The sequence below is a fragment of the Bacillus sp. SORGH_AS_0510 genome (genome assembly GCF_030818775.1).
In the GTDB taxonomy this organism is placed as follows: Bacteria; Bacillota; Bacilli; order Bacillales; family Cytobacillaceae; genus Neobacillus.
The window spans coordinates 913633-940371 of the sequence record NZ_JAUTAU010000001.1 but is presented as its reverse complement, the minus strand read 5'-3'; the positions used below and the strand labels follow the sequence as shown (position 1 = coordinate 940371).

Here is a 26739-nt window from a genome sequence, read left to right as displayed (position 1 = left end):
GAAACTACTAAAAGAAATAATGATAACGCTATCATTGTCCTGCAAAAAAATTTACAATAGACGTGTAAATCATTTTGTCATGGAGATCAGCTTTGCCAGAATCCCTCTTTTCTTTTTAAATGATTTCACCATTACAAAACTAGCAAATTAGTTAACTTGTAATGTCGCTATTAACGTTACAAGTACATTATTGCACTGCAATTCTGTAATGTCAAACATATTTTATGAAAAAATTACATTACCAACGATGAAAGTTCTATTGAAATAATTTATTTGTAACGTTACAATATAATTACAATTTAAATTACAAAATAACTTAACGTAAAGTTACTATATAAAGGGAGATCTTGATATGGAAAGAAAGGTATCGATGCAGGACATAGCCGATAGGCTTAATATATCGAAGAACTCTGTTTCTCAGGCTTTGTCAGGGAAACCGGGAGTTAGCGAGGAAACGAGACAACTGGTGCAAAAGGTTGCAGACGAACTGGGGTATCAATATGCAGGGAGCCGCAAACAGAAGCAAGTAGAACAAACGGGGCCTAAAAACATTGCCCTCATTGCCTCCGATTTCGCTTTTTCATTAGTCAGCTTTTTCGGAGAAATTTATTTAAGTGTAGAAAAAGAAGTAAGAGAACGCGGCATGAACTTATTTATTGAATCGATTAACCAAGAGTCGAAAGAAAAGTTAATTCTGCCTTCTCTTCTGACCAATCATGAAATCGATGGCATCATCATCTTATCTCATATAAGTACAGATTATATTGCTAAAGTAATCGATACAGGGATTCCAACGGTTTTAATTGACCATCATGACCCGATCCTTCAAGCCGATGCCATTTTAACCAACAATCGTTTCGGCGCTTACACTGCGGTGGAGCATTTAATTCAGTTAGGGCATCAGGACATTGCATTCTTAGGTGACGTCGATTTTTCACCGAGCTATCAAGAACGTTTCGAGGGGTATTTACTTGCGCTTAGAAAATACGGGTTGGAGCCGAAGCATGAGTTCATTTTTTCAAAAGCGCAGGAGGATTTAGGGGAATTACATCAGTATTTTGAAGCACTGGAAACGAAGCCGAGCGCCTGGTTCTGCGTGAATGACGGCCATGGATTTCTGATTACTTCCTTATTACAGCAAAAGGGCTACAAGATTCCGGACGATGTGTCTGTTTGCAATTTTGATAATGGACAGTTGTCGCAACTTTCGACACCAAAGATTACCACGATGGATATCGATTTACGCTATTTTGGTAAAAAAGCGGTGGAACAGTTGTGGTGGCGCATTTACCATCGGGATGAGCCAATTCAGGAAATCCTCCTTCCGACGAAGTTGATTGTGAGAGATTCAACTGCAGCATTCCATAAAATTGGATAAAGTAGAAAAGCGGAAGCGCCTTGGTTAGCCCCAACAGGCAAATGTTCTACGGCAAGAAAAGTCGCTCTTTGACTTTACTTGCCGAAGGTTATTTGACCCGAGCTGTAACAATCATCGCTTAATCAAGCCAGGATTGACACAAGATACTCAAGGCAGATTATTCAGGATGAAAACTGGCTAGGCGCTGGAGCTGGACAATTCTAGAAGTCGAATTTTATACATTCTTGTAATGTGAGCAAATACACCTTGTCCAAATCCTGGACAGGGTTTATTCTAATAAGAGGAAAAATAGAGGGAGAGATGACTTTGAATTGGACACAGCAAGCAGATAAATGGTTCTCTTTTTCAGGCTTAGAAAATGATTTAAATGAGAAATTAGTAGAAATGAAGGAAAATACAGGTCTGTTAGAGGATAGCTTCTATAAGCACCTTGAGTTCGGAACAGGCGGAATGCGCGGTGAGCTTGGACCTGGTACAAACCGTTTAAATACGTATACGATCCGCAGAGCGGCAGAAGGTTTAGCGCAATATATCGTGGAACAGGGCGAGGAAGCAATGAAACGCGGCATCGTGATTGCCTATGATTCTCGTCATAAGTCACCTGAGTTTGCGTTGGAAGTGGCAAAGACGGTTGGAAAGCACGGCGTGAAGGCGTATGTATTTGATGCACTTCGCCCAACACCAGTTCTATCTTTTGCGGTTCGATACTTAGGCGCTTTTTCCGGTGCGGTGATTACGGCGAGCCATAACCCGCCGGAATATAACGGCTTTAAAGTGTACGGCGAAGACGGCGGACAGCTTCCTCCTGAAGCTGCTGATATCATCATTCGCTATGTGAATGATGTGGAGAACGAGTTAGCCGTGGAAGTTGGCGAAGAACAAGATTTACTTGCTAGCGGGTTATTAACGTACGTAGGTGAAGAAATCGACAACGCTTATGTCGAGCAGTTAAAAACGCTTCAGTTAAACCCTGAGATGGTGGCAAGTGTGGCGAAAGAATTAAAGGTGGTTTACTCTCCATTACACGGTACAGGGAACAAGCCCGTTCGTGCCGGTTTGAAGGCATTCGGTTTTGAAAACGTAACGGTGGTGGCCGAGCAAGAGCTACCGGATGCGAACTTCTCAACTGTGAAGTCGCCAAATCCTGAAGAGCATGCGGCGTTTGAATTAGCGATTAAGGTCGGCGACGAAATCGGCGCGGACGTCTTGATGGCAACGGATCCGGATGCAGACCGTTTGGGTGTGGCTGTGAAAAATAATGCCGGCGAATATACAGTATTAACAGGGAACCAATTGGGCGCTCTTATGCTTGAATACTTGTTATCTTCAAAACAAGCACAAGGCACGTTGCCTGCAAATGGCGTTGTGATTAAAACGATCGTTACGTCTGAAATCGGTCGTGCAATTGCGGAACATTACGGTGTTCAAGCGATGGATACACTGACTGGCTTTAAATTCATCGGTGAAAAAATCAATGAATTTGAGCAAACAGGCGAGCACACTTTCCTTTTCGGTTATGAAGAAAGCTATGGCTACTTGATTGGTGATTTTGTCCGCGATAAGGATGCGGTTCAGTCAGCGATTTTTGCAGCAGAGGTTGCGGCTTATTATAAATCAAAAGGCATGACCATGTTCGAAGGCTTGCTTGCGATTTTTGAAAAATATGGTTTCTATCAGGAATCACTTCAGTCGATTACGTTGAAGGGTAAAAACGGCGCGGAGCAGATTGCCGGTTTGATGGAAACATTTAGAGCGGAGAGAATGAGTGAAGTAGCTGGAATTAAGGTTGCGGCTATTGAGGATTATGCAACTTCGATCCGTGTGGCGGCGAATGGTGAAGAAAGCCAGATTGACCTGCCTCGTTCGAATGTGTTGAAGTACTTCTTGGCAGACGGGTCTTGGTTCTGCTTGCGTCCTTCAGGCACGGAGCCTAAGGCGAAGTTCTATTTTGCAGTAAAAGGCGCGTCTTTAGAGGACAGCCAAATGAAGTTGTCATCTATTCAAACGGCTGTGATGAATAGAGTGAAAGAAATCGTAGGTTAATTGGTTAGTTTGACCCCTTGTCTATTTTTATAGGCAGGGGTTTTTTAATGGAATAGAAGCTCATATGCGGCTAAAGCCACGCTGCCCAAACCAATGCAAATAACAAATACAATGATGTCCCGTTTTTCCTTTTGCGCCAATTTTTTCTTATTAAGCTGCTCTCGATAGATTTCCTGCGCTCTTTGTTGCTTAAAAGCAATAGGATCTAACTGCTTCATGGGTTCTGCACCTTCCTGTATAGGTCTTTATAATTATGACGATTCTCCCGTGGTGTTGGTTACAGTAATTGTTAAAATTTTCGATTAATTATGATTGTTGGCGGAGTTTTCCTTTAATAGCATATAGAGCAGCCTCTTTCCTATACTCCCACCTCCTTCCTTCTTTTCCTCAAAATGTACCATTTACTACATATAACTAGGATAGTAGAATGAATCAGTATGTATTAGAAAGATAGGGGGCAATCATATGAAAAAGATTCTTCAAGCTGTAGCCTTGGTGACCGGCTTAACGCTGCTTGTATCACCTGTTTCATCCTTTGCAGCAACATCTGGCACGACTGCTGTTAAGTATCAAAATCAATGGGTAAAAAAGGGCAGCTATTGGACTTATTACAATGCGAACGGCGCATTACAAAAGGGCTGGCTCCTTCTAAATAACAAATGGTATTACTTTGACGCATCTGGCATCATGAAAACCGGCTGGGTTCAGCTCAGCAACAAATGGTACTACTTCGATTCTAGCGGTGCGATGAAAACTGGTTGGGTATACATATCAAAACAGTGGTATTACTTCGAAAGCTCGGGTGCAATGAAGACTGGCTGGATAAAAATTGGTCCTGACTGGTATTATTTGAGTTCAAGCGGTGCAATGAAAACAGGCTGGCTGCAGTCTGGCGGTAAATGGTATTATTTCAATCTTTCCAGCGGGAAAATGTTCCTTGGCTGGAACGTCATTAATGGAAAAACGTACTTCTTCTACAGCACAGGAATGGCGACCAATACAACGATTGAAGGAAAGAAAATTGGTTCCGACGGAGCTGTAATCGAAGATGTGGCTGCAACAATAGCTAAGATTGCCGCTCAATATGGCGTAACAGTAAAATATGATGCAGAATCAGATGCCTATGATTTATTTTCTGGCGAAGAAACGATTGGTTTCGCTATGCCAGATGGATTAATTATGGGAGCCCCTGCATTTGGAGAACTACTAAACAAGCTATCTCTTGCATTAGGAATCTCAGTAACAGAAGCACAGCTAAATGATTTAGTCGCTCAAGCAAAACAAAATGGTGAAGCGGAATCAGGAGATGTCTTCATTTACATCAATACCGACGAAGACACCTACATGATCTCATGGGGATCTGAAGGAGAATAAAATATTGGATAAAATTAAGGCCCTTTTGATAAAAAGGGCCTTTTTTTATTGGGGGGGGGACAGTCCCCTGGCACAGTAAAGCACTACCGCATCGGGGGACTGTCCCCCCATAAAAAAAGTTTTTAAAGGGCCTGTCGTTTATGTTTCTTTCTCTCTATATAAAGGGTGAAAGGAGGTGAACGAGATGGCACAAGCGTTATTAGAAGGAACGAAGCTTCGATTGGTGTTTGAAACAGGCGTTGTGGATGGTGAAGGAAATCCAATTTTCCGTGCAAAAACATTTAGCAACGTGAAAAGCGGATCTACGACAGACCAGCTACACCAGGCCGCACAAGCAATTAGTGTGTTATGTACCGACGTTCTAAGCAAGGTAGAGCGCAATGACACCACTAATATTATCGACTAAGAGTGAGGGGCGAATGAAACAGGATGAAAAATAGACGCAGAGGAGGTGAATAGAATGGCAAAAGCATTGGAGTTGGAATTCACAACGGAGCTTGGTAAGAGTGCCCGTATTTCGATTGATAATCCAAAAGAGCCGATCGATGAAGAAGTAGTGAAACTGTCCATGGCCCAAATTATTGCAGCCGATGTATTTTCCACTAGCAGCGGGAAGCTCGCTGCAGTGAAAGGTGCAAGAGTCGTCGAACGCAACGTAACAGACTACGAACTAGTCTAATAAACCAGGGTGGGGACAGTCCCCCAGCGCTTTAGCGCATTGGGGGACTGTCCCCAATTTCATGAGAAAGGAGTGAACTTTCGTGGAGCAAATCATTCCTCTTATTAGCGAAGTGGGTTTTCCTATTGTGGTTACGCTGTATCTGCTTTATCGTATCGAGTCAAAGCTGGATCTGGTCGTTCAATCCATTCAGAATCTCCCTGACCGCATGAAGGCATGATTAAACATGCAATGAAAGACACAAAACGGAATGATAATCCGGAAGAGGTATTTTGGGGAAGCTACGGGCAGTGCGTAGAAAGCTATAGGTCATTTCAATACTTCTAAATAGGAATATTCTTTTGTATAATGGATATATAATAAAAAAGAGAAGTGCGGGAACACTTCTCCTACAACTGCTACCGTCAGGGTGGTTGTTGTTTATGAGGTTATTTATGAGAACCACCCTTTAGCTTGCGACGGCGTAGGGTGGTTTTCTTGTGTTCCAGGACATTCCTTCGAAACAAATAAGCGGTCACTTCACGCACTAGTCCCTTCAGAATTTCTTGTAGAATTTCAAGAAAATACTCCAGATTATCACCTCCCTCCCTTTTTAATCAAGGCAAGAAGATCAACAACCGGCACCCTCACCATATACAGTTGTACCTCCATTCTACCATTTTTTTCACCCTACAAACCTAGCAACCTTCGACAAATTCTAATATGAAAAATGGGGTCAGTCCCCCACTGCTTTAACGCAGTGGGGGACTGTCACTGTTTCGAGTACATCATTAATGGCTAGAAGCTCATAAAGCAGCACCAGTTGTGGTTGGAAAATGTGATGATTGTGCTGCTCTTCCTGCTCCTTACTCTGATCCTCCCGTTCCATCTGAGCCTGACGGAATTGTTTGAGCAACCCTTGAACTAGCTGGCGATGAGAATCAGAGATGTCCAAGTGTTGTTGACTAAGGATAGATTTCAGTGATGTTATGGTATCGAGAATCACTTGCCTAACTTCTAACTGCAAGGTCCATTTCACTATAGGAAGAGCATTGAGATTCCCTAGATGGTAGATTAATTGATGGTAGCCCATTAACTTCTTATATTCGTAGTGGAAGACCCTCACCTGTTCACGGGTAAATTGGTGATACCTCCATTCTTCTTTCTGGTACTTACACAACGTTTCAATACTATCTATATCTTTTACTAGCTTCCTAAATTGCAAGGCTGTTTCCTTGTGGAGCGGCTGCTGGCACAAAATCTCCTGCCCTCTTTTTTCAAGAAAAGAACCAGCTTCTCTAGAAAGCTGTTGAATTTTCGTCATAATGCTCTCCGAGTAATCAGGACGGATCACTAGAAGATTCACTAAGGAAGATACTACAAGTCCTGTAGTGGTTGTTCCCAGTCTGACGAAAAAAGAGACGATATATTGATCATGAACAGTGGAGATCATCGCTACCCCTGTAAGGGTAGCAACCACAATCCCATCGTGTAATCGTAGTGCATTACACGTTATGATGGTTCCTAAAGCAACCAATGTATAGGTAAACGGTGTATCCCCTAGAGCATACGTAAAAAGCACCGAATACGCAGCCCCAATCGCTGAAGCCGGAAAACGAACAAATGCTTTTCTAATAGAGTCATGAACCGTCGGCTCAATCGTGACGATCGCGGTAATAACAGCAAACATTTCCGGCCATTTTAATAAATAACAAATAACGGATGTTAACAGGACGGCAATACCAGTCTTAACAATCCGCCCTCCCACAAACTTTTTCTTTCTAACTAACCCCATAATACCTACCCTCTTCTAACCTAGTTCTATTCATTATATCGTAAAACTATTGATTTTGTGGGGACAGTCCCCCGGCGCTTTAGCGCAGCGGGGGACTGTCCCCATGTATGTTTTTCGTTTTTTTCGGCCATACTTGTGAAAGAGAACATTAGATTAGAAGCTTGATATGTTGGGGAGAGTGGAAATGTGGAGAATCTTCATTTTATGTTTAGTGAGCTATCGGTGATGAAAAAGAAAGATTTAGAGGAATGCAAACAGGAGCTTGAGAACAGCAGCCATAGTGCCATTGTTCGGAAAGCGTTAATGGTGTATAAATCAGAATTACTTGAATGCCTGGAGCTGTATGATCGGTATTTGGATGTTAAAAATAACAATTAGAAAGTTTTGCTGCGTAACACTAATCAGTATGATAATAAAGCTTGTGAGGCCCTATTCCTCACAAGCTTTAAATTTTAAAAAATGGAAAAAATATCTGTAACTGCAGACTTGATAGATTCAAACAACATATCGCCCATAATCCCAATAGCAATAAAGGTTAAAACAAAAGTGAATAATGTACCGTAAATGACATCTAATCCCTCTTGTGACTCTTTTTTATAACTAGCAATCACTAATGGAGGAACAATAAAAATAGATGTGATAAAACCAATGAAAAGGAATAATAAAAATAATTTAATTTTTAAGATAGACATAATAAGTGCAACAAAAAGAATGGCTACAAAAGGAATTAGGAATGAACCAAATCTTGAAATAACTTCTTTATAAGTAACATTTACCTTACCTAGCTTAATAGCAAAGAATGTGAATGAAGCTACCAAAAGTATAAATACAGCATACGCAAAAGTTGGTTTAATAACAACATCTGTAAACGGTGGTTGTATATCCATTTCTCCACCAAACATACTTCCAAATTCATTTACAGAAGACAATAGAGTTTTTAACCCGAAGTAAATCATTAATGGAATAACGACAGAATAAAGAACCATTGTTATAATCCCATTAATAAAGTGCTCAGACCCCACTGATTTGGAGCTTGCATATGGCTTTTTTAGCACTTGTAGAAAGTAACTAAAATACATTTTGGAAATATTTTTTGCACCCTCAAGATATTGATTAGGTTGTGTATTAACCTGTGATTGTTGATAGCTTGGATTTGAAGTTGGCTCAACATCAACAGCTGAAGCAGTTTCTTGGAAAGCATTAGAAACTAACTTAGTACCACACTGCTCACAAAATTTCCCTCCTTCATTTTGATGCGAACACGCTGGACACTGCATAATCATCTTCCTTTCATATGTACATTGCTAATAGAATTTAGTTCACTCATCGTTAAAATATGTATATTGTTATCCTCAAACGACCCAGAACTATTACATAAGTATTATAGAATAATATAGTCAATAGGTAAATATTAGTAAGTAAAGTTCCGACACATTTTCGACACATTTTTTCATATTTCTGGTTATTTTTCGTTTCTCCTCACCAATAACTATCTTGAACTTCCACAACTCGGACAAAACTTTGATGTAACACTTACTTCTTGTCCACAATGTTTACAATATTGTTTAAGATTTTCACTTGTCTGATTCAACTCAGCACTATTGTAATCCCCATGTGTACTAGCAATTTCTTGCCTAACATCTGTTGTACCGTTAGTAACGTTATTCTGATTTTTAATAAAAAACGAGAGGAAAATACCAATAACTCCTATAGTAAACACAACTGCACCATACATTCTGTACTCACTAATATCTTCAGAACCATAGAACATGAATAGCCAAAAAGCACTGGGTACAAGCGCCAAGATAGTTAAAATCAACTTTGGAAATACCGCAACCAAAAGTGTTAGTATAGCAGTTACTATGGCAAGAACAGCTACAAAAGTGCCTTCCTCAGATCCATCATTGAACCCTTCAGTAATAATTGCTAATCCACTATAATCAGTTAAAAAATCTTCGTACCAAGGTAATAAAAACGATAGTAGAATAATTCCTGCAGATAGTCTCCTTAATAATAGTTTGCTCATAATATTCAATCCCCTTCAAATAATATAATGATAAAACACTACTATTCTCTTATAGCAAATCCTTTTAGATTAGACATTTTAACACAATAACACAATTACTTCCATTTTAATAGGTTATTTTACCCAAATAACATTTAAATTTATATCTTTTCTCATAAAAAATACAACCATCTACTTACTTTTTTGTGATTTTTTACTACAAACATAGTGCGAATGTTATATAATATTCTTTGTGTATTTTTTTATATATCATAGGGGGAAGATTCATGAAGTATTGTAAAGAATGTGGTCAAGAATTAAAAGAAGGAGGGCAATATTGTAATGAGTGCGGAACACCAGTGGATACCACCATAACGCAACCTAATCCACAAGGACCAACAATTCCGCAAACCAACCAATCCATGACAAGACTACCAATGACAAAGAAAAATAAAAAATTGCTAGTCGTAGCTGGTACCGCATTGGTTATACTGATCGGGGGGTATAAGACAGGAGAAGCATTAACCTCTAAGGACAGGTTAATTAATAAATTTGAAACAGCATTAGTAGAAAAAGATGCAGCAGCTGCTGCAAAATTACTTTCCTCTGATGACAAAAAAGCAGAATTGAATGAAAAAACTGTTAAAGGCTTTATGAAGTACTTTGAAAAACATCCTGAGGAAGTAACCGATCTAATTCGTACATTAAAGACAGAATCAAAATTAATGGATCAAACGAATAATACCAATCCTGAGTTAAATCAACTGGCAAGTGATTTTTTAGACGAGGGTTTTGTTACTTTAGAGATGGATGGAAAATTTCTTTTCTTTGATAAATACCGATTAACTGTTCCTACTGTATATTTAGCCTTATCAACAAATTACAAAAATTCAAATCTATATATTGATGGAAAAAAATTAGGAAAAAGTAACAAACCAAATTTTGAACATACATACGGTCCTTTCTTACCAGGAATTTATAAAATAAAAGCAGATTTAAAAACTGACTTTGTGGATTTAGTAAAAGAAGACGAAATCTTATTGAATGATAGTAAAGAAGAAGCAAGTTTATATCTAGAAGGTGAAAATGTCACCGTAGACTTAGGCATGGGAGAAGCCAATACAGCTATAAAAGGAAAACTGTTCATTAACGGAAAAGATGTAAAAGTAAATCCATTCGCAAACCCTACCTTTGGGCCAGTTTTGACTGACGGCTCTATGAAATTAGCAGTTGAGGCTGAGACTCCATGGGGTAAAATAAAAACAGCCGAAGTACCAATAAAGGATTCTGATATTTACCTTAATCTAGGAAGTAACGAAAGTTTTCAAATACAAATTATGGATCAGATCATGAAGTTTACCGATCAATATTTAACGGCAATTACGTCAGGAACGACAAATAATCTGACCACCGCTACCTCTAATCTCAAAAATAAAACACAAGAATTCATCAAATCAGAGGCCGAATATCAGGAAATGTATCAAGGGCAGCATCTCTCAACTACTTTTGATTTGAATAGCTTCCAGGTGTCAAACATTGATGGTGTTTGGAGTGTAAATGTAGATACATCAGAAAAATACAATGAAGATTATTTTTACAGTGAAGACACACCATCATTAGAAGAAACGGAACACCAAAATTCATATAATTTAGTTTATGATGAAAAGAATAAGAATTGGTTAATAGATAATTTAGATGATGCTTGGTCATTTGATGATGAGAATACTAAAGTAGTGAAAGTGGACAAGCCAAAGACGTATGTAACAAGTGGCACTGCCACTACAGCGACTGGAACAGTATCTTTCTCCAAAGATGAAGTCGAATCTTTTATGAAAGACTACTTAACCTCATCCGTCAGCGCTATAAATAACACAGATTTCTCTATCATGGAAAGTTACCTAACACCTGATGGAAAATCCTATAAAGAATCTAAAGATTATATTGATTATCTTAAGAAGAAAGGGATAACAGAAGACCTTTTAAGTGTATCTCTATCAAATATGGAACCTACTACAAACGGATACCAAGTCTACACCGATGAACAATACAATATCCATTATGGAGATGGTACAAGTATGAAGAAATCCTATACTTCACAATATCTATTGAAAATTGATGGGTCAAACTTAAAGGTTGATTCCCTAGTAAAGACATCAGAAAAATAATAATAATAATGTTAAAATTTTCTAAACGTAATCTAAAAAATTAAAAGAAGCTCTGCGCCTCCATATGGGGAGCAGAGCTTTTTTATGAAGGCTCTTTTAACCAGAAAATATTAATTTAATGTGTTCATAGGCTCACCTTGTGTGCTTCCAACTAATATTAATCAGTCAAAAACTTATATCTAAGTACAGCAGCCAACCCTGCCCCATGTTTGAATTCGCCTTGGCTAATCAAATCCTTTAATTCTTCCATGGAAAGATAGTGCAGCTCAATTTGTTCGCTGCTTTCTAAACTTTGGATGGACGGAGTAAGCCCGGCCGCCGCATATAGGTAGATCTCCTCCGTAGTCGAACCTGGAGACGGATAAAAGCTGCCCAACTCCAGCCAATGCTCCGCGACATACCCTGTTTCTTCTTCAAGTTCTTTTTTAGCACTGTCCAGCGGCGTCGGGTCTGTCGGGTCAATCATTCCCGCAGGAAGCTCCCATTCCCAGTTCTTCATAGCATGGCGATATTGTTTGATACAAATGACTTCTTTGTTCGCCGTAATCGGAAGAACGCAAACTCCTTTAGCAAAATCCAAATAAGAAAATGTCTTTTCCTCACCGTTTGGCAGGACGACCTGATCAATAGAAATCCCGAACCTGTCCACCTTTGCTGCAGTGGTGTTTTTTACTTTCCAAACCATATTATGTTCCTCCTTTAGATGACTGTTTTCCTGGCAGATTTTCAGTCTGTTCCCTGTAACTCCTTGATACTTTTTCCAAACAAGAAGGCATGGCCGTTGGTTAGCTTTGCTACCGTTTGAAATCCATATTTCGAGTACACCTTTTCAACTCTTTCGTTTATCGGAAACACCCAAAAATCCTCTAAGCCGCGCTTTTTCACTTCTTTTTGTAAAAAATAAATGAGCTCTCCAATGAGACCTTTACCTCGATATTCTTCGATGGTAGCTACACTTTCTAGCCGCACCTGGTTTTCATGCTCAAATAAGCAAGCAGTTGAACAGGCCACGCCATCGTAACGGAGGAGATAATGCGTAAAGGCAGGATGGTTGAATTCTTCAGGGAATGCTTTCTCCTTTACTTCCCTTCCGCCGAATTCCTTGATACTGCATTCAATCTCTAACGCCTCGTTAAAATTATCCTGGGTTACAAGTTCAATGGTCACCTTATCATTCGGTGTATGTTGGAAAATCGTTTGATTCCAATACTGCACGGGATGAACCATGCTTTCCACCTGGAATTGGTATGACTTTAAGGATTCGACCAATTGCCCTTGTTTCTCAAAATTATTGATATAAAATCTGGGATTGAGTTGTTTCTCACGATAAAACTGAAGAACCTCTTCTATCACAGCCTCCGGTTGCTCCGGAACCTCGATGATATGGGCATGGTTAGCGTCATAATAAGCCGGTTGGTCTTCATTATGAAAAAGATAGCCCCACGAAGTATTGACCCGACTAGTAAGTGTATCAAAATACGCAAGATCGAGCTCCCACACCTTTTGTACTATGTCCACTTCATTCTCCCCCTTTGCCTCTTCGAACACACCTTATCAATGCTAATTTTTACTATAGCGGTTCCTAGGATCAACTTCAAACAAAAAGGGTGGGGTCAGTCCCCCGGCGCGCTAAAGCGCTGGGGGACTGTCCCCACCCTTGTGGTTACCACCATGAGTGCTGGAATGACTATTGGTCTTACAATAAAGGTATCTATCAGTACACCCACCGCGACGGCAAAGCCGAATACACGAAGCTCCAGAACTGGTTGCGTGATTAAAACGGCGAACGTGGCCGCCAGGATTAGTCCGGCAGAGGAAATGACGCCGCCTGTTTTTCCCACGCCCTCCCGAACGGCGTCCTTCAGTGGCAAGTGCTTCTTCTCTTCACGGATGCGGGAGATGAGCATGATGGAGTAATCCACCCCAAGGGCGACCAGGAACACAAACGTGTATAAAGGAATTCGGTAGCTCACCCCCGGATACCCCAGCAACTCCTGAAAAACGAAAATGCTTAACCCAAGAGCTGCTCCATAGGATAACAGAATCGTCCCCATCATATACACAGGCGCTAGAATCGAACGGGTCTGGATTCCTAACATAACCATGATCAACACCGTCATCATCGTGATAATCCGAATCTCATCCCCATGGCTCGCCTCACGAATATCCGCATTTTGTGCGCTTTCACCTGCGACTAGCAGCTTGGCGTCAGCAGCAGCCAGGCCGCTGGACTTCAAGAGGTTCGCGGAGTCCTCCCGCAAGCTCTCAATATCATCAAAAGCCTGCTCCGAATAAGGGTTATTTTTCAAAACAAGATTGACCTTTACCACATTCGGATTCCCTTCAGCGTAGGGATTCCCCTGTACGTCTGCCTTGGAGACAAAGTCCTTCTGATTCAACTCCTCCACTAACCGTTGAATCTGATCTTGCGACACAGCCCCTTTTGCTTTTACAATGACAGTGCTTGGCGCAATCTCTCCAGCAGAAAACGCATCATTTAAACGGTTAAAGCCTTTAATCGACGACATCTCCTGTGGGAAGGAATCCAACAGGTTGAAAGAGAAGTGGACTTGTCGGGTCAACGACGCACAAAACACTAACACCACCAAAATCGGAGCCATAAACACCCATGGCTTGTTTGTGACCCATCGGCCCATTTTATGCCAAAAGCCCTCTCTTCCGGCACGCTTAACCGCCCGTGGGTTAGCCGGCCAAAATGCTTTTTCCCCAGCAATTGCAAATAACGCTGGCAACAGCGTAAGCCCTGCAAGAATCATAAGTGCAACGGCGACCGCAAATACAGGAGCAAAGCCGCGGTATGGTTCGTACACCGCAAAGAATAACGTCAACATACTTAAGAAAATGGTTCCTCCACTGAAAAAAATCGGTTCTTTGACAACGCGTACCGCCGTTTTCATCGCTTCATTCACCGGCACGTCTTTTTCCAATTCCTCCCGAAAACGGGCGAATAACAAGAGTGAATAATCGGTGATGACCGCAAACAATAGAATGGTCATAATCGATAGCGACTGGCTGTCGATAGCAAACCATTTAAGCTCTCCCATGAACCCTAGCAACCGGTCGACGACCATGTAGGAAATCCCTGCGCCTATCAACGGAATGAACGCTAATAAGGGCGAACGGTAAATCACAATCAACAATAGAAAAATTAATCCCACAGTGGCAAGGATGAGAACAACATCTGCCTTTGTGAACATTTCATACGTATCCGCAATGATTCCTGCTGGACCCGTGAAATAGGTGTCTAGATGTGCTGGTACCTCTTTGGAGACATCTTTTTTAAGCCCATCTATCGTGGCTTTCACCACTTTGTTCTCCAACCCATTAGGGAATAGGACTGGTAAAAAGAACGTGGTGTGGTCCTTTGAGAAAAAGGAGGCGCGCGCTTGTGTTGGCAACTTAGATAACGGGACAACCGTTAAATCCTGATCCGCGTTCCCCATCACTTTTTCGATGGATGTCATGGCTTGTTCCACATCCGCATCCTTCAAACCGTCCTTGTCATAGACCACGACAAACAACGGGACCCCTTCAGAGGAAGGGAAATATTTCTGCAGGGACTTTTCTGCTTGAATGCTAGCCGCGGTTTCAGGCAATCCTTCATTTTTATTCGGAGAGGTTTGCTCCTTCGCACCTGTGGCAAAAAGAGAAAGCGCCAGAGCTGCCACCAGCCAGGCCAACAAAATCAACAACCAGCGTTTTTTATCTTTGAAAAATTTCATCATGCTTGCTCACCTTTTGCTGATTCAATCATGAACGTAGCAATGATGAACAGGACGAAGCTAATCAACAGGATGGTGCCGCCGACAATATAAAAAATTAAGGCAAAGGTTTCATTCACTTGGAAGGGTCTAACGTTATGAAGCCACATCCCAACTGTTAAACCGACTGCGCCAATCATGGCGCTCCAGCCTTGTGCCGCTACGATTTTTGCCGACTTGATTTTACACACACGGTAAAAAATCCCCCATGCAAAAAGCGATAACCAGCCGACCACTAATATATGGGCATGGATCGGGCGGATTTGATAATTCCCGGAACCTGCCATATCGGAACCAATGACGGCTCCTATTAAACCAAAGATTGCTGCTAGTCGAATGAGTCGAAGACTCCATTTATGTTCTATCATCATGTCATGTTTACCCCCATAGATTTGATTACTACAGTGACTATGGTAATTGGCCAACATGAACTCTATATGAACTTTAGATTACAAATAAGGCAATCGGATGGAAAAAGTCGTCCCTTCGTTCGGTGCGCTAGTCACATGAACCTCCCCGTGATGCAGCTCGACAATTTGCTTCACGATCGATAATCCGAGACCGGTACCTTCTTCAGTACGCGAACGGTCGGCCCGGAAAAAGCGCTCGAATATCTGGGCTTTATCCGCTTGCGCAAGCCCGATGCCGGTGTCGCTTACAGTCACTTCGACAAAAGCTTCATTTGCGTGGAGCCTGATTTGGATTTCCCCTTCTGTCCGGTTATATTTAATCGCATTGCTCAAGAGATTGTCCCAGACATTTTCTAGTAACGCCTCGTCCCCGTGATACGTGGTTGGCTCCAATTCCATCAGCAGGTTCAACTGCTTTTCCTCCAACCGCCAGCGGTATTTATTCACACAATCCTTTACCTGCTCGTCCAACCGAAAGTCCTGATAGTTCAACATTCTTGTTGATTGGTCGAGTGAGGTTAACAATAAAAGTTGCCTTGTTAGCTTGGATAACCGTTTGGTTTCTGATTGAATAATGTCTGCATAGTTGACACGATCTTGGTCTGATAAATCCGTTGATTTCAACAGGCCCGCATAGCCTTGAATATTTAAAAGTGGCGATTGGAAGTCATGGCTCACGTTGCTGATGAACTCCTTCCGCATCCTGTCATTTTCCTGAAGCTGCTCGACCATCGTATGGAAGCTCGCCGCTAACTGGCCAATTTCATCCCGGCGCTCAATGTTCAGCTGGGTGTCATAGTTTTCCTTGGCAATCTGCTTGGTCGCCTCCGTTAACTGGGTGATGGGTACAATCAAAAACTTGGCCACCACTAGCATTAGCAAAAGGCTTAAAAGTGCCGTTCCTAGGATGAGTCCACCGAGAATCGTATGGACTTCGCTGAATAAAAGCTTGATGTCTGGACGTACAAAGAGCGCATACTTTGTGTTTTGAAACGTAAACGGCACGCCGATGGTATTCGACAGTTCATTGGCGAAAAAACCGGTCACGAAGGTTTGACGTGGAAAATCACGCATTCCATGATAGATGTGGCCGCTGAGTACATTTTTCACAAAGGAAGGGTTTAAATCTTTGACGCGATACTTCCCGCCGAAAAATTGCTCGTGCCCTGATTCGTCGACCACATATAGCTGGTAGCCGATTTTTCCGACTGTGGATAAGTAATCGGATAAGTCGAGCTGTGGGGAGTTTTCGATGTGGGACACGATCGATTCGGCGATTTTGACATTTTTCTTATCGTTCCGTTCTTTCATCACGCTTTGGTAGTAGGTGTTGGTTAGGAAAAAGCCGCAAATAGTGCTGAAAAGCATGATGAGGACGGTGGTTAAGACGAATTTTCCGTATAGTGATTTCATGACGGGTGGACCTCGAGTTTGTAGCCGACGCCTCGAACGGTAGTGATTTCGACGTCGCTGGCGATTTTGTTAAGGCGTTCACGGATTCGTTTGATGTGTGTGTTGAGTGTTTGTTCGTCTCCCTCATAGTCATAGCCCCAGATTTTCTCCATGATGGCGGCTCGCTCGTAGACCTGGTTGGGCTTGGAAGCGAGTAAGGAGAGCAATTCGAATTCCTTTAGCGGCAGGAGTAAGGTGCTCGAACCTGCGGTGACCTCGAATCTTTTGCGATTAATGGTAAGGGAGCCCACTTGCATCAGGGTGCTAGCCGGCTTATCGTAGCGCCTTAGGATGGCGGTGATACGGAAGAGCAGTTCTTTTGGTTCGAATGGTTTGACGATATAATCGTCTGAGCCTGCGAGGAAGCCCTTTTCCTTGTCCTCCAATTCTCCTTTGGCTGTCAGTAATAGGACCGGGATGTCGACATGATCGTTTCGTATGGTTTTCGTCAGTTCGATGCCGTCGATGCCCGGCATCATCACATCCACTATGGCCAAGTCCGGCAGCTCATTTTCCAATATTCCAAGGGCTTGAATGCCGTTCTCCGCCTTCAGCACCTGATACCCCGCTTGGGTCAAATGAATGCTAACCAAGTCCAGTATATGTTTATCATCATCCACAACTAAAATCTTCCTCATACGTGGTCGCTCCGTTTCCGTTTCATTTCAGTAACACATGTTTCCTCCATTATAACGAAAGAGATGGGGGTGGGGACAGTCCCCCGCTGCGCTAAAGCGCCGGGGGACTGTCCCCAAAATGTTCATAAATACGAAGGTTATCAGGGGCCATCCTCTATTATGATGAAGGTAAGAATTAAACTAATATTTATTTGTTTGGAGGAGTCATTGTGAAACGACTTTGGGCTGTTTCTGCTACTTCACTACTCATGTTGCTATTTTTACTAACGGGTTGTTCGTCTGAGAGTTCCAGTTCTGCCAAGGATGGTGAAACCATTTATAAGGATAACTGTGCGGCCTGCCACGGCGATCAATTGCAAGGTGCGGTTGGCCCGTCCATAGTCAATATGAAAAGCAAGTATTCTGAGGATGAAGTGCTAAAAATCATTAATGAAGGCACCACTAAAATGCCTGGGAATCTTTTAACTGACGAGGAGTCAAAAATTGTGACGAAATGGTTGTGGGAGAAATAAATTCATTTCAGCGGGCACGTTTAAAAGCCTTTTGTTGATTTTAAACACCTGTTGATTGGAGCGGAAGGCGCGAAGACTCCTGTGGGAGTTTGGTTCAGGGGAGACCCCGCAGGCGTGAGCGCCGAGGAGGCTCGCCGAAACACCCACGAACCGCTCGCGCCTGGAGCGGAAATCAACAGACAATTTTAAAAGAGCATTAAAATTAAGCTTTTCTTAAGTTTCCTCCAATAAACTGGAAAACAGTTAAGGCACTATTTTTTAAATTGGAGGAAATTACTTTGAAAAAGAATTATATAAAAATCATACTGGATTTGCTGATGGCCATTACTTTTGTATTGCTAATGAATCCAAGAGTGTTGGGCGGTCTCCCGTTTCATGAGATTGCAGGACTGGCGATCGGGGTAGCGATTCTGACGCATATTGGTTTGAACTATCGATGGGTGTTCAATACAATCAAAAAGATTTTCGATCCGAACCTACCTAAGAAAACACGATTCAATCTCACGTTAAATATCCTGTTATTAGTATCGATGGCTAGCGTCATCATTACGGGGATTTTAATCTCAAGGGTGGTTCTTCCTAGTCTTGCTGTACAGGGCGATCACTCGATTCGTGGACTTCATGGGTTGTCTGCTGATGCCACGCTTGCGTTAGTAGGGCTTCATGTGGCGGTTCACTGGCAATGGATTTTGAGTATTTGTAAAAAGGCCTTCAAGACGAAGGAAGGAAAGTTCAGGAAGGGCGTTATTGCACCCGTTGTCCTATCACTAGCTATTTTGGCAGGTGGGATGCAATGGTTTGCCTCCACAGCGTCTTATAGCATGGGTGATTTTAAACCGCAGCAAATGCAACAAAGTGATCAGTATTTTAATAGGGGAAATGTCGGAAACACTGGTGACTCCGGGACAACAGCGGAAATGCAACAAGGGCCACCGAATGGTGATTTTCGTGAAGGAAAGTTTCATGGAAGAGAGGGACATGGTGAACATGGCGGCAGCAGCAACCCCTTTCTCGTCATACTAAACTACTTTGCCATTTGGGCCGCCATCATCATTCCTGTTTATTATCTGGAGAAGCGGATTCTTAGGAACAAGCGGAAAGCTGGGAGTGTTCAACTGAAAGCGACTGAAAACCTGTAACGATTTTTAAGCAAAAAAGGAGAGCTAATTCGTATGGGGAATTTAGCTCTCCTTTTATTTAATACAATTATAAAGCTTGGCTGCCTTTCACTCCATTAATGGAGTAGCTTGCGGTGATTTCTGCACTCAAGGAATGGGACACAGAGCAATACTTATCCTTTGATAATTGGATCGCTCGTACCACCTTCTCCTCAGGCAGATCCCCTTCTAACGCGTAATGGATATTAATGGTGGTAAACTTTTTAGGATGATCGTCAGCCCGTTCGCCCTGCACGTCCATCTGAAACGATGTTGGCTCAAGACGCATTTTATGCAAAATCGAGATGATATCGATTCCTGTACAACCCGCAACAGCATTCAAAAGCAGTTCTGTTGGCCTCGCTCCTGTATTCTCCCCGCCCACTTCTGGAGCAGCATCCATCTTGATTTCATGACCAGACGGTGTCGTCCCCGAAAACGCCATCTTCTCATTCCACTTCACTGATAATTCCATAAACATATCCCCTTTCATTATGTTAATTTTACCAAAATCAAACAGGTTTATGTTAATAAAAGGGGACAGTCCCCCGGCGCGTTAAAGCGCTGGGGGACTGTCCCCACAATTATTTATTCCGATAGAGTTCACGACTTTTGTATCCTGCTCCAAGGATCATCTTCATTTCTTGACGCCGCTTTTCTTTGGTTGCCTCCTGTTTCGCACTATAAATATAACGGGCCCAATCTTTTTGGTAACCTTGGGTTAGGGATTGATAAAAGGAGAGCAGATTTTGATTGTCCTGCAAATCCTTTTCTATTTCCGGAATCATAGAAATGTAATCATCTACACATTGGCTGGCTTTAGACGTTTTACTTTTACTTTTCTTATCTCGATTTTCTTCTTTTAATCCAACCACCGTAAATACGTCATCTAGTCCAACCATTCGGGCAAATTTAATACTGCTAGTTCCCACATACCCTTCTTCATCCGCACCGAGAGCCTCGAATAACTCATCACGATGAATATACGTCTCATAGACCTTATTCCCTTTTTTCGGATAAGCGATATATATATAACCCTTTTCATTTAAATAATTTTTCTCAAACACCGTATCGATTAATATTTTCAATTCGCTCTTTGTGAGGACAAAAGCAAATATAAGATCGTACCCTCTATCGTTAAACTTTGTATCATAGTCATGTAAATCGTTAAAGTAGTCTCCATCCTCAGGCATGTCCAAAATAACGACTTTCTTATACTTCAGAGAGTTTAATTTTTCAACGATGGTTTTTGTCATCCCTATTTCTCCTTCAGCCGTTAATTTGAATGCTGAATAAATCTTAAAACAAATTGAGTTTCTCTACAAGTACAAGGAAGGGGACAGTCCCCCGGCGCGTTAAAGCGCTGGGGGACTGTCCCCACTCTTTTCTTTTATCTCACTGTCTTACAGCCCGGACATGCGGCGTTGATGGAATCATATTGATTCCCACAACTACGGCAGAATACGATGCCGGATACTACAGCTGCTGCAGCCTGTACTACGCCGCTGTCCTCTTTCCCGACAGCGCCAGCCGCAGCCCCCGCTCTATTTTTCCTAAACAACACAATCACAACCACAAGCGTAACGAGGTTAACAAGTAAGCTGGCAACCAGCAAAACAATCACAACCGATGAATTTTCAAACATAGTTCCCATTACCATTAACCTCCTACCACTCGGTCTTCAACTTCATCTTGATCATCTCTATTCTTCTGCTTGCGGTAAAGGAAATATCCGCCTAAGGCGATCCCAATTCCGCCCACACCGCCAAGAGAGCCGGCGAACACAGGTGTATTGTTGTACCAGCGCACAATTGGGTTAGTCGACACGAGAATGTCTTTTACCTTGGATGTCAGCTCATTCCCCGCGGCATCCACGGCAATGATCTTCACATTCTGCTTCGAGTTCGAGCTTCTAATATCAAACACGAAATTCTCGCCCTCGACCTTATGCTTCACCTTTTTATCATCCACATAAATCTCCGCGTTCTTAAGAACAAGATTATCCTTAATAGAAACCGTCACAGCCTTCTTCTCCACCGGATATTGCTCGCCCGATTCAATATTAATCGGCACAATCACAGGCGCCGTCTTATCGATTCCAAACGAAATCTCTGCCTTCTTCGTTTCATCGATTGTCTCATTAATATTGCCTGCCGCATCTTCCGAATAAAGCGCCACCGTATATCGGCCATCACCGTCAAACAAGGACTTCTTAATCACATACGTGTACTGACTCCACTTGCCCTTACCGCCAGATGCAGTGACTGTGTAATCCTTGCCTGCAACCAAATCCGATGGCGTCCCGTTCTTCGTCATCTTCACCAACATCGTTTCCGGCTTCAAGCTGTCCACATTCGTTTCCGTCACAGTAATATCCGTTGCATCCCGAACATACTTGCCGTCGATATTCTTCAGTGCTTTATCAAAAACATACACAGAACCGAAGCGGTTGACCGAGAACTGAATCGTTTTGGTCGCACGGTTGCCCGCCTTATCCACAAGCGTAGCCGTCAACGTATAAATATCGTCAACTTCCTTCTTTTTCTCAAAATTATTGAACGTGTAAATCTGGCCGTTTGCCATATCTGCATAGCGGCCGCTTGGCGTCACTCCGCCTCTATTTGCTCCATCTAACTTAATCGAAACGGCATTTTTATTAAAATTCGTATCGGAATAAGTAATCACCGGAATCACATCACCCTTATTCGCCGACTGATTCTCCACACCTCTAATATCCAGTTTAGGCGCTGTTTGGTCCACGAAAAACTCATCCGCTTTGTAATCGGCCGCGATATTCCCAGCCATGTCCGTATAATCAATGTCGAAATGATACTTGGCATCACTTGAATAATGAATCGTTGCCGTATGCACATCGCCACTCGTTCTCCAGCCGCTGACCGCCGGGAACGCCACACCCTTGCCATTATCCGTTGCGGTGCCTGACACCTTGATGCGACTTGTGTCAAAATTATGCTCGGTAATCGAAATCGTCGCTGTACGTGCGGCTTTATAATAATTGCCATTCGCCGCTGACCCACCGCTATACGATACCTTGATCACAGGCTTAGTTTTATCAATCGTAAACTTCTGCTGGGCAAAATCCGGCGCGGCATTTTCTGCATTATCCTTATACTGAATATCAAACGTATAATCACCATCGGCGGCATATTTTACCGTCGCCGTATGTGTGGTTTGATCTGGATCCTTCGCATTAACCTTCGTCGTCCAACCCACCAGCTTCGGAATCACACCATCCGTGTTCGTGATTTTATGAAGCACATCTTTGGCGTTGAAGTTACGTTCCGTAATCACAACAGTCGCCGTGCGATCCTCTTTGTAAAAGTCCTTATTCGCTGGGTCGGATTGGTTGTTATCATACGTCACCTGAATCGTCGGTGCCGTCTTATCGATGCTGAACTTCATCTCATCTTCCGACACGTTGCCAGCCCGGTCCGTCACTTTTACCTTTACCACAATGCTATTGCTATTATTTTTTACCGTCAGGGTTTTCGTCAGTTCGGTTACAAGATTCAAATCCGACTTGGTCTGCTTCCAACCTTCCACCGAACTTCCTACCGCGTACGTTTTATCTCTGTTAATCGTCAGGCTGCCAGACTGATTATTCGTTGTATCATAAGGCGCAACCACTGACCATTCCACCTTCTGAATCCCTGAATAGGAATCCGCAACCTTCACATTTACGTCTACATTTTTCGCATAAAGCTCTAAGTTGTTCGCATCCTTATAACTCGTTTTCGCTTTTTCAAGTGTAATATGTGATTCCTTCGCGTGTTGCTTTTCGTTTTCAATCACAGTGCCGTCCGGCGTTTCAAACGTACCCGTGTTGTTGACGCGGTCCGTTGCTTTTGAAAAAATTTGTCCCTTGAACGCTTCTGGCACATTGAAAGTGAACTCACCCGTGACAGGCACCGGCTCAATTTTTCCAACAGCAGACTCCGCGACTTCCTTATAGGATCCGTCCGCTAACACCGCATAGTACTTTCCATTCTCGTAATCTTTCAAATACACGATCATTGATTTCACTTGACTCGTGTATTCGTAAGGAACGACCGGGTCCTCCGCCTTCACGCTGACTCGCGTTGGCCTTTTGAAAAAATAACCATACCCCGTCAGTTCAACCGAATCCTTCAGCGTGACGGTTTCCTCTACTTTTTCATAGCTCCCCTGATCATTCTGTGTTAAGAAACTGAAATCCGTAATCTTAGGTGCCGTTTTATCGACATAAATCGTTTTAGTAACAGTGTTCGTGTTCCCGGCGTTATCCACCACATAGATCGAAACCACGTAGGTTCCATCCTCTTTAATCTGAATTCCCGGATCATCCGAGGCAAACGTATAGGTCTGCTTCTCGATCATTTCAGAATAATCGTATTCGATCTTTTTTCCGTTTACATCAATACTTACCGTGTTGATGCCCGATTCTCCATCTTGAACGGTCACATTATAAGTAACATCACCATTGTATGCGTCGCCATCGTAAGAAACGTCTTCTTTCGGCATAACCTCCACCTTGGCAGTTGGTGCCTTCTTCTCAATCATCACCACGCCGCTGTTGTCGGCTTCGATGTTCGAGTTGTCTTTTGTCACCAAGTACGGCTCGGCGTTTTTATTTTTCACATGGTCAGTTACCGTGACATGGAACGTTCCCTTGAAGCTTTCCGCATCCACCGTGAACTTCGCTTGCGCATATAGTCCATCGTTCTCGAAACTACCGTCCACGAGCTTTGGAACAACCTTCTCATCGCTCGTTTTTAGCGAGATCGCCTGAACACCAGAGGCATCGTCCTTCACTCGGACCGTTACTTCCACTTCTTTGTTGAAAAACGTTCCAAATGATAGGAAGTTTAACACTTTGGAAAAATAATCAGTGTTCTTCTGTTCAAAGGTAACCGCTTCTCCGTCCGCAAGCGTCGGTTCCTTTTTATCAATATTAACCTGAACCGTCTTCACGGTTGATGCGTTCCCCGCTTGGTCTACCGCCCAAATGCTATAGACCCCGCTGTACCTCTCATCTTCAGGCTTGAAGGAATAGCTTTTTTTCTCTGCATTAAAGGTAGCTTCCTTGCCTAGTTCATACGGAGTATAAGGCCCCTTCTGGTAATACACTTTTTCAATAGGGGTCGAAAAAGTCACGCCATCAAAGGTCTGCTCCGTGTTATCAATCTTACCTGAAACGGTGACGCCGCCACTGAACCAGGTCGCATCATCCACGGTTGCTTCGTTATCACCCTTAACGGTCGGGTCTTCTACCGTTGGCCCCTCTGTATCAAACAACAGAATTAAATGGCCCGGAAGCTTGATTTCCTCTCCGCCGAAAGGACCCTTCGCGACTAGCAATCGTTTAATCGTCGTCGATTCTCGTAAAATATAATTCCCTTTCCAATGTTTAATGGAATCGGAAATGTCGACACGATAATACGGGTCAACCGCCGATACCACGACAATCGCGTCTTTGGAGTAGACACGAATTTCATTATTGCCCTCTTTATACGATTTGAGTAACGAACCGGAAGCCGGCTTAATTGAGACGTAGGTTTCCCAATCTCCCTCCAGCATCGCAATCCGCTCAAACGACACCTCAATCGTCGTATCCTTGGTCACATTTTTCACGGTGTAGGTGTAGCTTGTGCCGTCATTATTATCAACAAAGTTGTCATTGTTGGTGAGGTCTATTGTTTCCCCATTCACCTTTAGGGCAGCGACTTTGTAAGAGTTATCCTCCGGCGTAATCACCGCCTTCGCGTCACTGCCGTAGTCGACTTCAGACTGCGCGAGTTCAATCGTTCCGTGGTCCCCTTGGACAGTGGCCGCCACCTGATAGGTATTGATCGCGAATGTCACTTCTACCCGATGGTTTTCTGTCACTTTTGAAAAAGTGTACTCGTAACCGTCCTTGGTCGGTGTCAGTTCATTCGCTAGATTAATAGGCGCTCCATCAATCTCGATGCTTCCAAGATGGTAGCCTGTTGTTGGGGTAACGGTAAACGAAGAATCAGCGCCATGCTGAACCTCGACCGTCCCGCCGTCAGAGTTAATCGTTTGGTTTTGCTCATCCTTGACGGTTCCATTTTTATAGCTGGAAAAAGAAATCGTGTAGGTTTTTAACACAAACTGTACGTCAATCGTGGTATCCGCCGAAAGGGCATCGATTGTTTCTATGTATCCTTCGTTGTTCGTAACCTTCTTTTCCTCTCCGTTCACTTTTACGTATTTAATCTCGTAATTCGGGTCCGGAGTAATAGCAACGTCTACTTTTGTCCCCTCGTCAAATTGGGCAGGGGTTTTGTAGTCGATGTCATTTAGTTTGATCTGACCAGAACCGGTTTGATTGATGGTCACGGAGTATTTCGCTTTCACCGGCGGTGCAGGTGGTTCTTCTTCTGCGAGGGTCAGTTTTTCGGTGGCCACATCGTAAGTATAGTGGTCCGTGGTTCCCTCTGTTAGCACGATGGAAAAAGTCTTTGAAGCTACTAAAAAATCAAACTGATTGTTTTTGTCGAATAAGGCATTGGTGAGTTCCGGGAACTGCACCAGGCCGTCCTTGTCGGTAGTGCCCGTGACACTGACCTCATTGTTGGCATTATGCCCGGTAATTTCCTGATTGGGAACGGGGGCACCATTTTCTACGATTTCCATGGTGAATACCTTTTGGTTAGTGCCTGTTTCGGCAAACGCCTTGGTGATGACACCAACAGGTATGTTATAAGCGACAAGCATGATGGTCAGAACGACGGCCATCAGCCGCGTCAGCTTGGATTTCCTTTTGGCAAACATGATTCACACTCCTTTGCTGGGTGGTTTTTTTTGAAAAAGTCTTGCTAGTCTCTGTCTGAAGTTAAGATGACTTTTGACTATCTTGATAGTTTTAGGCTCATCTTTGTCAGAAGTTAACGTTTCTTCTGACTATCTTGATAGTTTTGGGCTCATCTTTGTCAGAAGTTCACGCTTCTTCTGACTATCTTGATGGTTTTGAGCTCATCTTTGTCAGAAGTTCACGCTTCTTCTGACTATCTTGGTAGTTTCTCGCTCATCTTTGTCAGAAGTTAACGCTTCTTCTGACTATCTTGTTGGTTTCCGCCCATCTTTGTCAGAAGTTCTGACTTCTTCTGACTATCTTGATAGTTTCTCACCTATCTTTGTCAGAAGTTCAAGCTTCTTCTGACTATCTTGATGGTTTCTCACCTATCTTTGTCAGAAGTTCACGCTTCTTCTGACTATCTTGATCGTTTCTCGCTCATCTTTGTCAGAAGTTCAGGTGACTTCTGACTATCTTGGTAGTTTCCGCTCATCTTTATCAGAAGTTCACGCTTCTTCTGACTATCTTGATAGGTTCTCGCTCATCTTTATCA

Annotated in this window: 24 protein-coding genes; 10 read left to right on the top strand and 14 right to left on the bottom strand. The window is 42.8% G+C overall.

The genetic code is table 11. The features are described 5' to 3' along the window. The first annotated feature begins 352 nt into the window (after positions 1-352). Both QE429_RS05080 and QE429_RS05075 read left to right on the top strand, forming a co-directional pair. Positions 353-1378, top strand: coding sequence for a LacI family DNA-binding transcriptional regulator (locus QE429_RS05080; protein WP_307284750.1), 1026 nt, complete (start codon positions 353-355; stop codon positions 1376-1378). A 300-nt stretch (positions 1379-1678) separates the two neighbouring features. Then, positions 1679-3421 (top strand): phospho-sugar mutase, encoded by a 1743-nt coding sequence (locus QE429_RS05075; RefSeq protein WP_307284747.1) that lies wholly within the window; start codon positions 1679-1681, stop codon positions 3419-3421. A gap of 44 nt (positions 3422-3465) precedes the next feature. Here the strand turns inward: QE429_RS05075 and QE429_RS05070 are convergent, their stop codons facing one another. Continuing rightward, complete coding sequence (locus tag QE429_RS05070) at positions 3466-3639, bottom strand: hypothetical protein (protein WP_307284745.1); 174 nt, start codon at positions 3637-3639, stop codon at positions 3466-3468. A gap of 247 nt (positions 3640-3886) precedes the next feature. On the opposite strand from QE429_RS05070, the gene QE429_RS05065 reads away from it, so the two are divergent. From QE429_RS05065 to QE429_RS05050, 4 genes are all read left to right on the top strand, one after another. Beyond that, a complete protein-coding gene (locus tag QE429_RS05065) occupies positions 3887-4795 on the top strand; it encodes a cell wall-binding repeat-containing protein (protein ID WP_307284743.1) in 909 nt (302 codons plus the stop codon). A gap of 184 nt (positions 4796-4979) precedes the next feature. Then, on the top strand, positions 4980-5201 hold the full coding sequence (locus tag QE429_RS05060; protein WP_307284739.1) for a DUF1659 domain-containing protein: 222 nt from the start codon (positions 4980-4982) through the stop codon (positions 5199-5201). Between the two features lie 54 nt (positions 5202-5255). Next, entirely contained in the window at positions 5256-5474 is a 219-nt protein-coding gene (locus tag QE429_RS05055; RefSeq protein ID WP_307284736.1) for a DUF2922 domain-containing protein, read from the top strand. Positions 5475-5556: 82 nt separating this feature from the next. Continuing rightward, positions 5557-5694 (top strand): YvrJ family protein, encoded by a 138-nt coding sequence (locus tag QE429_RS05050; protein ID WP_307284735.1) that lies wholly within the window; start codon positions 5557-5559, stop codon positions 5692-5694. A gap of 495 nt (positions 5695-6189) precedes the next feature. Here QE429_RS05050 and QE429_RS05045 read toward each other — a convergent pair whose 3' ends face one another. Beyond that, positions 6190-7248, bottom strand: a complete 1059-nt coding sequence (locus tag QE429_RS05045; protein ID WP_307284732.1) for an aromatic acid exporter family protein — start codon at positions 7246-7248, stop codon at positions 6190-6192. A 186-nt stretch (positions 7249-7434) separates the two neighbouring features. Between QE429_RS05045 and QE429_RS05040 the strand changes: the two genes are divergently transcribed. Next, the gene (locus tag QE429_RS05040; RefSeq protein ID WP_307284729.1) at positions 7435-7626 is read left to right on the top strand and encodes a hypothetical protein; all 192 of its coding nucleotides are present in this window, start codon (positions 7435-7437) and stop codon (positions 7624-7626) included. A 74-nt stretch (positions 7627-7700) separates the two neighbouring features. Here QE429_RS05040 and QE429_RS05035 read toward each other — a convergent pair whose 3' ends face one another. Next, positions 7701-8525, bottom strand: coding sequence for a zinc ribbon domain-containing protein (locus QE429_RS05035; protein WP_307284727.1), 825 nt, complete (start codon positions 8523-8525; stop codon positions 7701-7703). 212 nt (positions 8526-8737) lie between these two features. Then, positions 8738-9274, bottom strand: a complete 537-nt coding sequence (locus tag QE429_RS05030; RefSeq protein WP_307284725.1) for a zinc ribbon domain-containing protein — start codon at positions 9272-9274, stop codon at positions 8738-8740. A gap of 266 nt (positions 9275-9540) precedes the next feature. Between QE429_RS05030 and QE429_RS05025 the strand changes: the two genes are divergently transcribed. Next, positions 9541-11418, top strand: a complete 1878-nt coding sequence (locus QE429_RS05025; RefSeq protein WP_307284722.1) for a zinc ribbon domain-containing protein — start codon at positions 9541-9543, stop codon at positions 11416-11418. Between the two features lie 157 nt (positions 11419-11575). Here the strand turns inward: QE429_RS05025 and QE429_RS05020 are convergent, their stop codons facing one another. The 6 genes from QE429_RS05020 to QE429_RS04995 form a co-directional block, all read right to left on the bottom strand. Continuing rightward, complete coding sequence (locus QE429_RS05020; RefSeq protein WP_307284720.1) at positions 11576-12103, bottom strand: NUDIX hydrolase; 528 nt, start codon at positions 12101-12103, stop codon at positions 11576-11578. 41 nt (positions 12104-12144) lie between these two features. Then, entirely contained in the window at positions 12145-12936 is a 792-nt protein-coding gene (locus QE429_RS05015) for a GNAT family N-acetyltransferase (RefSeq protein ID WP_307284718.1), read from the bottom strand. 95 nt (positions 12937-13031) lie between these two features. Continuing rightward, positions 13032-15164, bottom strand: coding sequence for an MMPL family transporter (locus QE429_RS05010; RefSeq protein ID WP_307284715.1), 2133 nt, complete (start codon positions 15162-15164; stop codon positions 13032-13034). Beyond that, positions 15161-15565, bottom strand: coding sequence for a hypothetical protein (locus QE429_RS05005; RefSeq protein ID WP_307290726.1), 405 nt, complete (start codon positions 15563-15565; stop codon positions 15161-15163). The genes QE429_RS05010 and QE429_RS05005 overlap by 4 nt, the downstream gene beginning before the upstream one ends. Before the next feature lie 84 nt (positions 15566-15649). Continuing rightward, entirely contained in the window at positions 15650-17023 is a 1374-nt protein-coding gene (locus QE429_RS05000) for a sensor histidine kinase (RefSeq protein ID WP_307284713.1), read from the bottom strand. Beyond that, positions 17020-17700 carry a response regulator transcription factor gene (locus QE429_RS04995; RefSeq protein WP_307284711.1) on the bottom strand — a complete coding sequence of 227 codons (681 nt, stop codon included), beginning with the start codon at positions 17698-17700 and terminating at the stop codon, positions 17020-17022. The genes QE429_RS05000 and QE429_RS04995 overlap by 4 nt, the downstream gene beginning before the upstream one ends. A gap of 209 nt (positions 17701-17909) precedes the next feature. Here QE429_RS04995 and QE429_RS04990 point away from each other — a divergent pair, with 209 nt between their 5' ends. Then, positions 17910-18212, top strand: coding sequence for a c-type cytochrome (locus tag QE429_RS04990; protein ID WP_307284708.1), 303 nt, complete (start codon positions 17910-17912; stop codon positions 18210-18212). A 278-nt stretch (positions 18213-18490) separates the two neighbouring features. Then, entirely contained in the window at positions 18491-19351 is an 861-nt protein-coding gene (locus QE429_RS04985; protein ID WP_307284706.1) for a DUF4405 domain-containing protein, read from the top strand. 67 nt (positions 19352-19418) lie between these two features. Here the strand turns inward: QE429_RS04985 and QE429_RS04980 are convergent, their stop codons facing one another. The 4 genes from QE429_RS04980 to QE429_RS04965 form a co-directional block, all read right to left on the bottom strand. Next, a complete protein-coding gene (locus QE429_RS04980) occupies positions 19419-19844 on the bottom strand; it encodes an OsmC family protein (protein WP_307284704.1) in 426 nt (141 codons plus the stop codon). A gap of 109 nt (positions 19845-19953) precedes the next feature. Beyond that, positions 19954-20625 carry a YdeI/OmpD-associated family protein gene (locus QE429_RS04975; RefSeq protein ID WP_307284702.1) on the bottom strand — a complete coding sequence of 224 codons (672 nt, stop codon included), beginning with the start codon at positions 20623-20625 and terminating at the stop codon, positions 19954-19956. A 134-nt stretch (positions 20626-20759) separates the two neighbouring features. Beyond that, positions 20760-21023 (bottom strand): hypothetical protein, encoded by a 264-nt coding sequence (locus tag QE429_RS04970; protein ID WP_307284700.1) that lies wholly within the window; start codon positions 21021-21023, stop codon positions 20760-20762. A 5-nt stretch (positions 21024-21028) separates the two neighbouring features. Beyond that, positions 21029-26164 (bottom strand): Ig-like domain-containing protein, encoded by a 5136-nt coding sequence (locus QE429_RS04965; protein WP_307284697.1) that lies wholly within the window; start codon positions 26162-26164, stop codon positions 21029-21031. Between the last annotated feature and the right edge of the window lie 575 nt (positions 26165-26739).

Bases quoted from the DNA above. Each gene is read 5' to 3' on its own strand.
- QE429_RS05080 (WP_307284750.1), top strand. From the start codon at position 353: ATGGAAAGAAAGGTATCGATGCAGGACATAGCCGATAGGCTTAATATA.
- QE429_RS05075 (WP_307284747.1), top strand. From the start codon at position 1,679: ATGACTTTGAATTGGACACAGCAAGCAGATAAATGGTTCTCTTTTTCA.
- QE429_RS05070 (WP_307284745.1), bottom strand. From the start codon at position 3,639: ATGAAGCAGTTAGATCCTATTGCTTTTAAGCAACAAAGAGCGCAGGAA.
- QE429_RS05065 (WP_307284743.1), top strand. From the start codon at position 3,887: ATGAAAAAGATTCTTCAAGCTGTAGCCTTGGTGACCGGCTTAACGCTG.
- QE429_RS05060 (WP_307284739.1), top strand. From the start codon at position 4,980: ATGGCACAAGCGTTATTAGAAGGAACGAAGCTTCGATTGGTGTTTGAA.
- QE429_RS05055 (WP_307284736.1), top strand. From the start codon at position 5,256: ATGGCAAAAGCATTGGAGTTGGAATTCACAACGGAGCTTGGTAAGAGT.
- QE429_RS05045 (WP_307284732.1), bottom strand. From the start codon at position 7,248: ATGGGGTTAGTTAGAAAGAAAAAGTTTGTGGGAGGGCGGATTGTTAAG.
- QE429_RS05035 (WP_307284727.1), bottom strand. From the start codon at position 8,525: ATGCAGTGTCCAGCGTGTTCGCATCAAAATGAAGGAGGGAAATTTTGT.
- QE429_RS05030 (WP_307284725.1), bottom strand. From the start codon at position 9,274: ATGAGCAAACTATTATTAAGGAGACTATCTGCAGGAATTATTCTACTA.
- QE429_RS05025 (WP_307284722.1), top strand. From the start codon at position 9,541: ATGAAGTATTGTAAAGAATGTGGTCAAGAATTAAAAGAAGGAGGGCAA.
- QE429_RS05020 (WP_307284720.1), bottom strand. From the start codon at position 12,103: ATGGTTTGGAAAGTAAAAAACACCACTGCAGCAAAGGTGGACAGGTTC.
- QE429_RS05010 (WP_307284715.1), bottom strand. From the start codon at position 15,164: ATGATGAAATTTTTCAAAGATAAAAAACGCTGGTTGTTGATTTTGTTG.
- QE429_RS05000 (WP_307284713.1), bottom strand. From the start codon at position 17,023: ATGAAATCACTATACGGAAAATTCGTCTTAACCACCGTCCTCATCATG.
- QE429_RS04995 (WP_307284711.1), bottom strand. From the start codon at position 17,700: ATGAGGAAGATTTTAGTTGTGGATGATGATAAACATATACTGGACTTG.
- QE429_RS04980 (WP_307284704.1), bottom strand. From the start codon at position 19,844: ATGGAATTATCAGTGAAGTGGAATGAGAAGATGGCGTTTTCGGGGACG.
- QE429_RS04975 (WP_307284702.1), bottom strand. From the start codon at position 20,625: ATGACAAAAACCATCGTTGAAAAATTAAACTCTCTGAAGTATAAGAAA.
- QE429_RS04970 (WP_307284700.1), bottom strand. From the start codon at position 21,023: ATGGGAACTATGTTTGAAAATTCATCGGTTGTGATTGTTTTGCTGGTT.
- QE429_RS04965 (WP_307284697.1), bottom strand. From the start codon at position 26,164: ATGTTTGCCAAAAGGAAATCCAAGCTGACGCGGCTGATGGCCGTCGTT.